The organism is Streptomyces sp. GbtcB7 (assembly GCF_019091445.1).
In the GTDB taxonomy this organism is placed as follows: domain Bacteria; phylum Actinomycetota; class Actinomycetes; order Streptomycetales; family Streptomycetaceae; genus Streptomyces; species Streptomyces mirabilis.
On the sequence record NZ_JAGXJM010000046.1, the window covers coordinates 67,179 to 76,635 of the forward strand.

General features: G+C 69.1%; 7 protein-coding genes and 1 pseudogene. 6 read left to right on the forward strand and 2 right to left on the reverse strand.

All coding sequences use genetic code 11. The annotated features are described in order from the left end of the window. Together KVT44_RS59100 and KVT44_RS47020 are read left to right on the forward strand one after the other, a co-directional pair. Positions 1-359, forward strand: a pseudogene (locus tag KVT44_RS59100) (hypothetical protein); the annotation flags it as partial. Positions 360-374: 15 nt separating this feature from the next. After that, positions 375-1,670, forward strand: a complete 1,296-nt coding sequence (locus tag KVT44_RS47020; RefSeq protein WP_217574418.1) for an acyl-CoA dehydrogenase family protein — start codon at positions 375-377, stop codon at positions 1,668-1,670. Between the two features lie 230 nt (positions 1,671-1,900). On the opposite strand, the gene KVT44_RS47025 is transcribed toward KVT44_RS47020, so the two are convergent. Further along, a complete protein-coding gene (locus KVT44_RS47025) occupies positions 1,901-2,524 on the reverse strand; it encodes a TetR family transcriptional regulator (protein WP_254650844.1) in 624 nt (207 codons plus the stop codon). Positions 2,525-2,629: 105 nt separating this feature from the next. Here KVT44_RS47025 and KVT44_RS47030 point away from each other — a divergent pair, with 105 nt between their 5' ends. After that, entirely contained in the window at positions 2,630-3,454 is an 825-nt protein-coding gene (locus tag KVT44_RS47030) for an SDR family NAD(P)-dependent oxidoreductase (protein WP_217574420.1), read from the forward strand. A gap of 549 nt (positions 3,455-4,003) precedes the next feature. Here the strand turns inward: KVT44_RS47030 and KVT44_RS47035 are convergent. After that, entirely contained in the window at positions 4,004-4,921 is a 918-nt protein-coding gene (locus KVT44_RS47035; RefSeq protein ID WP_254650845.1) for a LysR family transcriptional regulator, read from the reverse strand. A 334-nt stretch (positions 4,922-5,255) separates the two neighbouring features. On the opposite strand from KVT44_RS47035, the gene KVT44_RS47040 reads away from it, so the two are divergent. The 3 genes from KVT44_RS47040 to KVT44_RS47050 all read left to right on the forward strand — a co-directional run. Beyond that, positions 5,256-7,712: a CaiB/BaiF CoA-transferase family protein gene (locus tag KVT44_RS47040; protein WP_302832198.1), complete on the forward strand. Its 2,457-nt coding sequence runs from the start codon at positions 5,256-5,258 to the stop codon at positions 7,710-7,712. A 13-nt stretch (positions 7,713-7,725) separates the two neighbouring features. Then, a complete protein-coding gene (locus KVT44_RS47045) occupies positions 7,726-8,514 on the forward strand; it encodes a crotonase/enoyl-CoA hydratase family protein (protein ID WP_217574426.1) in 789 nt (262 codons plus the stop codon). A 48-nt stretch (positions 8,515-8,562) separates the two neighbouring features. After that, positions 8,563-9,457: thiolase family protein (locus KVT44_RS47050; RefSeq protein ID WP_217574428.1), on the forward strand; the 895-nt coding region annotated here is incomplete at its 3' end.

Genomic DNA, 9,457 nt, shown 5'->3' on the forward strand with positions numbered 1-9,457 from the left:
TCGACGGCGTACTCCTCGTCTCCGTCCACGCCGGCGACCCGCTGCCCGGCCTCGGCTGGCTGCTGGCCACCTGGCCCACGCAGCGCGATCGTCCGGACACAGGGCCGGACCTGCTCGACCTGCCCGACGGACTTCCGGCCCCCGAGGAGATCGTCGCCCGCTACGCCGAACACTCGACCCGCGACCTGTCGGCCCTCGCCTGGTACACGGTGCTGGCGTGTTTCAAACTCGGCATCGTCCTCGAAGGCACTCACGCCCGCGCTCTGGCCGGGAAGGCACCCAAACCCGTGGGCGAGCGGCTGCACGCCGTCGCCCTCGGGCTCTTCTCCCGGGCCCGAGCCCACATCGCCGCAGCCTGACCTGGAGGCAACCCCATGGCATGGGAATTCTCAACCGATCCCGAGTTCCAGAAACACCTCGACTGGATGGAACAGTTCGTCTGTGAAGAGGTCTGGCCGCTCGAAACACTGGAACTCACCTGGCCCGAACTCCGCCATGTGATCCTCCCTCTGCAGCGGGAGGTCAAGGGACGCGGTCTGTGGGCCACCCACCTCTCCCGCGAACTGGGTGGTCAGGGCTACGGGCAGGTGAAGCTGGGGCTGATGCACGAGAACCTCGGCACCTCTCCCCTCGGCCCGCTCGTCTTCGGCAACCAGGCCCCGGACTCGGGGAACAGCGAGATCCTGGCCGTGTCCGGCACGCCGGGGCAGAAGCTGCGCTGGCTGGAGCCGCTGCTGGCCGGTGAGGTGCTGTCCGCGTTCGCGATGACCGAGGTGGACACTCCGGGCTCCGACCCGACCCAACTCGCCACGACCGCGGTCCTCGACAACGACGAGTGGGTGATCAACGGTCACAAGGGGTTCATCAGCAACGCCTCCCTGGCGGGCTTCGTCATCGTCGTGGCGGTCACCGATCCCGAGGCCGAACGCCACCGGCGCGTCTCTCAGTTCATCGTCCCGAGCGGGACTCCCGGCATGCGTGTGCTGCGCGACCTCGGATCGATGGAGGAACCGAGCCCACGCCCCGGTTACTACGCCTCGCACGCCGAGATGGTCTTCGAAGACGTACGGGTGCCGAAGGAGGCGATGCTCGGAGAGCGTGGGGCCGGCTTCGCCGTGGCCCAGGTGCGGTTGGGGCCTGGTCGGATCCACCACTGCATGCGGTGGCTCGGCCAGGCCCGACGCGCCTTCGACATGCTGTGCGAGCGGTCCGTCCACCGCCAGGTCCAGGGCGGAGTGCTGGCCGACAAGCAGACCGTGCGTAACTGGATCGCCGACTCCGCGGCGGAGATGCACGCAGCCCGGCTGATGACTCTCCATGCCGCCTGGATCGCCGACACGCAGGGGTTCAAGGCAGCCAGGAAGGAGATCGCGTACATCAAGTACTACGGCGCGCGTGTGCTGCACGACGTGATCGACCGTGCCGTCCAGGCGCACGGCTCACTCGGCTTCAGCACCGACCTCCCCCTGGAGGCCATGTATCGCCGGGCAAGGGCAGCTCGCTTCTACGACGGTCCCGACGAGGTCCACCGGGACAGCGTGGCCCGGCAGATCCTGCGTGGCTATGCCGCTCCCGCGGGCGCCGTCCCCTCGGAACACATCCCCACCCGGCGCGAGGAAGCCCGAGAGCGGTTCGCCGACCTGCTGGAGTCGGTGACTGCCCAGAGCTGACACCGACGCATGGCCGATGCCCGTCGACCCCGACGGGCATCGCGCATTGCCAACTCGGTCAGCTCCGCAGAACCACGGACCTGAGCCGGAGATGTGGATTCGCACGATCGGGCGGCTCGTGACGCTGCGTCAGTTGGAGCAGGGCCTCGCCCCGCACCCCTGAGACCGGCCCCGTGCCGCCACCGTGTCGCGTCCGCCCTGGCGAGGCGAGGGGACTGACCGGCCTCGGTCTACTCGCTCAACGCACCCATTGCCGTGTCGAGGAGCAGCGGGAAGTCGACGGCCCCCTCAGAGGCGGTCCACGCGTCGACAGCCGCGTCGAGGCAGGCGAGCGCGGAGGCAACCAGCGCGTGCGCCCGCAGGTCCTCGGCGTCCGCCCCGCCGACACGGAGTCGACGTGCGACCTCGGGCACGAGCAGGTTCTGCCAGGACAGCTGCTTTTCCCAGTGCCGGGCCTTGAGGGACGGAGTCTCACTCAGCATCCGGGCGAAGTTCAGCGCCCGCTCCGGCTCGTCACCGTTCACTTCGGCGATCACGTCGAAGGTATGGCGCAGAGACTCCCACGGCTGCTCGCCTTCGGGACGGGCGGCGAACGCCACCACGAGCTGCTGCCCGAGTTCCTCCAGATTGCCGAAGACAACGTCTTCCTTGGTGCCGAAATAGCGAAAGAAGCTGGTGCGCGACAGTCCGGCCTCGGCGGCGATCTGGTCGACGGTCGTCTTGTCGAAGCCCTGTTCGAGGAACAAGCGCAAGGCCACAGCACCGACCTCGGCCCGCATCGCACGCCGCATCCGGTCGCGGAGTGGCGGTGATCCGGCCGGCCGGGTGGTGGAGGTCTTCGGCGTAGCTGCCATACCCACATCATACACAGACCCAATGTGGGACTCAGTACCAACATGGAGTAGGGTTCCATCTGTCGATAACCCACGCCCCTCTCCCTTTCGTCCTCGGAGGACACCATGAGCAAGGTCTGGTTCATTACCGGTTCGTCCCGCGGCTTCGGCCGCCAGTTCGTCGAGTCCGCCCTGTCCCGCGGGGACAAGGTGGCCGCCACCGCCCGCAGCACCGAGTCCCTCGCGGACCTGCTCATCGCCTACGGTGACGCGATCCTGCCGCTGACCCTGGATGTCACGGACAAGGCCGCCGCGACCGAGGCCGTGAAGCGGGCCAAGGAGCACTTCGGGCAGCTTGACGTCGTTGTCAACAACGCCGGGTACGGGCTGTTCGGCGCGATCGAGGAGCTCAGCGAGCAGGGCATCCGCGATCAGTTCGAGACAAACGTGTTCGGCGCCCTGTGGGTGACCCAGGCGGTCCTGCCGTACCTGCGCGGGCAGGGCAGCGGCCACATCATCCAGATCTCCAGCATCGGCGGGATCGTCGCGTTCCCGGCCCTCGGCGGCTACCACGCCTCGAAGTGGGCGCTGGAAGGTTTCACCGAATCCCTGGCCGCCGAGGTCGCCGGGCACGGCATCAAGGTCACCCTCGTCGAGCCCGCCGGGTTCAGCACCGACTGGGCCGGCTCCTCCGCGGTCCAGTCCGAGGGCATCGCCGCCTACGACGGTGTGCGCGAGGCCCTGATCGCCTCCCAGAGCGGCATCACGCCGGGCGACCCGGCCGCTACCGGCCCGGCTCTGCTGAAGATCGTGGACGCCGAGAACCCCCCGCTGCGGGTCTTCTTCGGCGCCGTGCCCCACCAGGTCGTCCCGCACATCTATGCCGAGCGGCTCAAGACCTGGGGCGACTGGGCCGAGCTGTCCGCCGAGGCCGATGGCGTCAAGGCCTGAGTACAGCACTTCGGTGTGCTCCCTCCCACCGGGTCATGAGCCGGTCATGAGGTGAGGAACGCCACGACGGCTGCGGCACCGGGCAGACCCTCCTGGCAGAACCCCGCCGCGGCCGTCTGCCAAGCCCGAAGGCGTCGGCCTTACTCTTCCGCGTAGCCGGTCGGCCCAGTTGCGAAGCGCCCCCGGTGGAACGATGCCCGAGCCCCGTCCTCCACCGCTGACCAATTCGCGGCGGGACAGCGGCGCCGGAGACGGAGACAGCGGTGCCTGCCGCCGGTGAACAGGTGCCACGCGCCCTCATCGGCCATCCATGGCCGATGAGGGCGCAGTTCTGGCACCGATCGTCCCGGCGTCCCGCGGGCGGGTGGGTGCCTGGTCCTCTCCCGGCGACTCACCCCAGCCCATCGCGGTGTCATGCACTCAACATCGCCCTGTAGGCCTCGATCATGGCCGCAGACGACTTCCGCTCAGACCTGTCAGGGCAGGCCCGAGCCCGGATCACAACTCCGGACAGGCCCTTTGCCGGGCGTCGCAACTCCGCGGGGCAACTCAGAACAGGCCCTGAACATGGGCGGTATCTCGCAACTCGGCCAGTACCGCGGCGAGGCCGGGAACGCGTGGCTCATCGCCGGTACGCCAGGCCAGCCCCACGTAGAGCGCGAGGCGGGGCTCGTCCAGGGGGACGACCGTGAAGTCCGGCGGAGTGAAGATCCGGGCGAACAACGGACCGGGATCCGCGACCATGAAACCGAGGCACCCGGTCCGGCTGATGTGCACACCGACCTGGACGGCGTCGTTGTGCGGCAGTTCCGGCATGCAGTGGACACCGGCCTCGGCCAGCAGAGCGTGCATCATGCCCATTCTGAGCGGATGCACTTTCGCCGAGGTCAGCAGGAACTGCCGGCCGGCCATGTCGGACATCGTCAATGAACTCCGCTCGGCCAGCGGGTCGTCACCACGCATCACGATCCCCATCCCGGTCCGGGCGAGCCGGAGGCTCTCCAGCCCCGTCTGGTCGACCGGCAGATGGGCAACGGCCAGGTCGATGCTGCCGTGGGCCAGCTTGGCAAGCAGTTCGGCGGTTGAGCTCAGTGTGATCGGAAGCTCGACCTCCGGTGCCACTCGCTCAAAGGTGTCCAGCACGGTGTCGAGTGCCAGGGGCGGCGCCAGGGGTGGTGCGCCGAGGCGGCAGGTGAACCGGGTCGGGGCTTCCGGGTCGAGAGACAGACGTTTGAGGTTCTCGAATTTCCGTAGCAGATCACGGGCGGGTTCCAGGAATTTTTGACCGAATCGCGTCAGCTCGACGTGGTGATACTCGCGGACGAAGAGATCTGATCCGAGTTCGTTCTCAAGATCGCGGATTCGGCGACTCAAGGGTGACGGGGTGAGCTGAAGACTTCGCGCCGCACGCCCGAAGTTCGATTCCTCGGCCACGGCCACGAAGTAACGGATCTGTTGGATATCCATGACCCGGCCAGGCTAGCAGGGCTCCGGTCACCAGGACCAGGCAGCTGGAACTGGGGCGGAACGCGGACTGCCGGGCACCTGGCACATCGTCGGATCGGCAATGCGCACGTGCTGGAATAGGCAATTCACAGATGCGCACCGATGTGCCAGCATGACCCGAAGAACCCCAGTTAACATGGCGGCAACGCGCGGGTAATCGAGAATTCTGCGGCTCCCTGCGGAATATAAATTCGTCCGCGCCCCTGAATTGCTACGGGCAGGTTGCGCCCTGTCCGCGGAAATCCGGTCCGTTTACACGGGCGGGGCTCTCCGGGACAGCATCGAGCGAAAGGCGATGGAGATCGTGACAGACAGCGGGTTCGTGCCCCGACCGCTTGACGGTGTCCGGGTGGTCGACATGTCCGATGGCAGGGCCGGAACCTGCGGACGGTTCCTGGCCGATCTCGGCGCCGATGTGATCCTCGTCGAGCCCCCCGGTGGCGCGGCCTCCCGGCGGACCGCCCCACTTCACGGTGAGGTGAGCCTGTTCTTCTCCACCCACCAGGCCAACAAGCGCGGCGTCGTGCTCGACCCCGCGTCCCCGGACGACCGCGCGCGACTGATCTCTCTGCTGGATTCTGCGGACATCTTGATCGAGTCCAGTCGCCCCGGCACCACACACGAGCCGGGGCTCAGCCCCGAAGAGGTGTCGGCGCGCGATCCCCGGCTCGTAGTGCTGTCGATCACGGACTTCGGACGGACCGGCCCCTACCGGGACCACGTCGCCACCGACCGGGTGCACCTCGCCCTGGGCGGAGTGCTCTCCCGCTCCGGCATCCCCGGGCTCCCGCCGCTGCTGCCGCCGGGCCCACTGGCCGGCGAGTCCGCCGCCCTTCAGGCCGCGTGGGTCGCCCTGCTGGCCTATCTGAACCGGCTGGACACCGGCCACGGCGATCACATCGACTTCTCCGTCCACGAAGCCGTGGCGCAGATCCTCGACCCGGGGTTCGGCGTCGGCGGGTCCGCGACCGGTGGTGTGCCCGCCTCCGACCTGCCGCGGGGGCGCCCCGAGGCCCGGCACCTCTACCCGATCTTCCCGTGCGCCGACGGGCATGTACGGATCGCGGTGCTGGGCGCCCGGCAGTGGCGCGGCATGTGGGCCTGGCTGGGTGAGCCCGAGGAGTTCGCCGATCCCCGGTACGACAAGGTGGGGGTCCGTTTCCAGGCGGCCGACCGGATTTACCCGCTCATCGGCAAGCTGTTCCGGGACACCCCGGCGGCCGAACTGGTGGAGCAGGGCCAGCGGCATGGGGTTCCGATCGCAGCCCTGCTCGCCCCCGGCGACGTACTGAACACCGACCACTTCCTCGCACGCGGGGCACTCGTCGATCTGGAGCTCGCGCCGGGCCTGACCGGCCGCGTTCCCACCGGCTTCGTCGAGATCGACGGTGAGCGGGCGGGACTGCGCCATCGCGCGCCACAGCTCGGAGAACACAACGCGGAGATCTTCGCTGAACTCCGGAGCCGTACCCACGAGGAAGCACCGTCGGAGCCGAAGCCCGTACGGCGCCATCCGCTGCGGGGGCTGCGGGTGCTCGATCTCGGCGTCATCGTGGCGGGCGCCGAGCTGGGTCGGCTGCTCGCCGACCACGGTGCGGACGTCGTCAAAGTGGAGAACCGGGCCTTCCCCGACGGCGGACGCCAGTCGATGACCGGCGAGCCCATGACCACCTCGGTCGCCTGGGGCCACCGCAACAAACGCAGCCTCGGGCTCAACCTCCGCTCCCCCGAGGGTGCCGAACTCTTCAAGCGGCTGGCCGCCGGTGCCGACATCGTCCTGTCGAACTTCAAGCCCGGCACTCTGGAGTCCCTCGGGCTGGGATACGAGGTACTGAAGGGGGTCAATCCGCGGATCATCATGGCCACCAGCAGTGCCTTCGGCTCCAGTGGCCCGTGGAGCAGGCAGATGGGCTACGGCCCGCTGGTGCGGGCCGCTGCCGGGCTGACGTCGATCTGGCGCTATGCGGACGTGGCGGACAGCTTCAGCGACGCCATCACCATCTATCCCGACCATGTGGTCGGGAGGGCAGGCGCGGCATCCATCCTCGCCCAGATCGTCGCACTGCGCCGGACCGGTCGCGGCGGCACGGTCAGCGTCGCCCAGGCCGAGACCATCCTCAGCGCCATGGCCGACCACTTCCTCGCCGAGTCCCTGCGCCCCGGATCGTTCACCGCCCACGGCAACAGCGCTGTCTCCGACGCCCCCCAGGGTCTGTTCCCCTGCGCCGGCGACGACGAATGGTGCGTCATCGACATCCGGGGCGACGACGACTGGCAACGGCTTTGCCGTGCCACCGGCCATCCGGAACTCGCTGCGGACCCACGACTGGCCACCGCGGCCGGCAGGCTCGCCCACCACAAGGAGATCGACGAGGTCCTCACCTCCTGGACCAGCGCCCACGAGCCACACCGGGCCATGGCACTGCTCCAGCGGGCGGGGGTCCCGTCAGGCGCGATGCAGCGGGTCAGCGCATACCGGGACGACCCCCAACTGAGCGCCCGTGGCTTCTTCGCCGCCCTCGACCACCCCTACTTCGCGGATCCGCTGCCCGCCGAGGCCCGCCCCGCCCTTTCCCGTGGGCTGGCCGATCCAGGACTGCGCCCGGCACCGATACAGGCCGAGCACACCCGCGAGGTGTGCACGCAGTGGCTGGGCCTGGGCTCGGACGAGATCGACCGGCTGATCACGGAAGGGGTCCTGGAGGAGACGCCATCGGCCCAGGCGGCGGCAAATACCGGACTACAGAAGTGAGGAATACGCACACATGAGTGAATCACCCGTTTTGGTCGAACGTCGGGGCCGGGTGCTGGTCATCACCTTCAACCGGCCGGAGGCCCGCAACGCGATCGACCTGGAGTGCGCGCGGCGCGTCGGCCAGGCGCTGGACGAGGCCGACAAGGACCCCGAAATCCGGGCCGTGGTGGTGACCGGGGCAGGAGTCAAGGCGTTCTGCGCGGGCGCGGACCTCAAGGCTGTGGCACGCGGCGAGAACAGCCTCCCCGAGGAACACCAGGAGTGGGGCTTCGCCGGATATGTCACGCACCACATCAGCAAGCCCACCATCGCAGCGGTCAACGGCTTCGCTCTCGGCGGCGGCATGGAGATCGCTCTGGCCAGCGATCTGGTGGTAGCCGCCGAAACAGCGCAGTTCGGCCTCCCCGAGGTCAAGCGCGGCATCATCGCGGCCGCCGGCGGAGCCTTCCGTATCGCGCGGCAGCTGCCTCCTAAGGTGGCCATGGAGCTCCTGCTCACCGGCGATGCGATCGACTCCGGAGCCGCACACCGGCTCGGCCTTGTCAACCACGTCGTACCGCAGGGCAGAGTGCTCGGGGCGGCGCTGGAACTGGCCGAGCGGATCTGCGCCAACGCCCCGCTCGCGGTCCAGGCGAGCAAACGCATCGCCCGGGGGATCAGCGACGGCCGAGTGCCGTCCGAGGACGCCTTCTGGAGCGTCAACGCGGCCGAAATCGCGAAGCTGAGGACTTCCGAGGACGCCCAGGAGGGGCCACGGGCCTTCGCAGAGAAACGCGCCCCGGTGTGGAAGGCCCGCTGACCGCCGACCATCTGCCACCAACGAACCGTCAAGAGGAGAACACCACACATGAGCGCGGCATCAGGGCGGAGTCCGGTGATCGCCGGACTCGGCGTCACCGAGATGGGCAAGGTCTACGGGCGTACCGCCGCCCGGTTCGCGGCGGACGCCGTACGCCTTGCCGCGGCGGACGCCGGACTGGCCCTCGGTGACATCGACGGCCTGCTGGTCTCCGCGGGCGTCACCCGGGACGTCGGCCTGGACCTGGCCAAGGATCTCGGCCTGCGCGACCTTGGTCTGCTGTCGGAGATGAACTCCTACGGCTCCACCGCCGGGGCCATGGTGCAGTATGCCGCCATGGCCGTCCGGTCCGGCATGGCCGACACGGTGGCCTGCGTCTTCGGCGACGCCCCGCTGCGGCCCGACCGGGGCAGCGGGGCCGCGTACCGGGCGGCGACCCGCCGACTGAACGGCTGGCAGGGCCTGATGGCGGCCACCGGCCTGCTCAGCACCAACCAGCTGTACGCCATCGCCGCCCGTCGGCACATGGACCGTTACGGCACCACCAGCGAACAACTGGGCGTGATCGCCGTTGCCCAGCGCGAGTGGGCCGCGCTCAATCCGCTGGCACAGCTGCGCGATCCGATCACCCTCCCCGACCACCAGGCCTCCCGGTGGATCGCCGAGCCGTTCCATCTGCTCGACTGCTGCCTGGCCAGCAACGGCGGCACCGCGGTGATCGTCACCCCCGCCGAACGCGCCGCCGCCCTCGCCCAGCCGCCGGTCCACGTACTGGGCTGGGCACAGTCCCACCCAGGCCGGTCGATGGAGCGCGACGACGACTTCGGCCTGGTCAGCGGCGCGGCGAAGTCCGGCCCGGCAGCGCTGGCCATGGCGGGGATCACGCTGGCCGCCGTGGTCGTGGTCGAGCTGTACGTCTGCTACACCTTCACCGCGTTGCTCA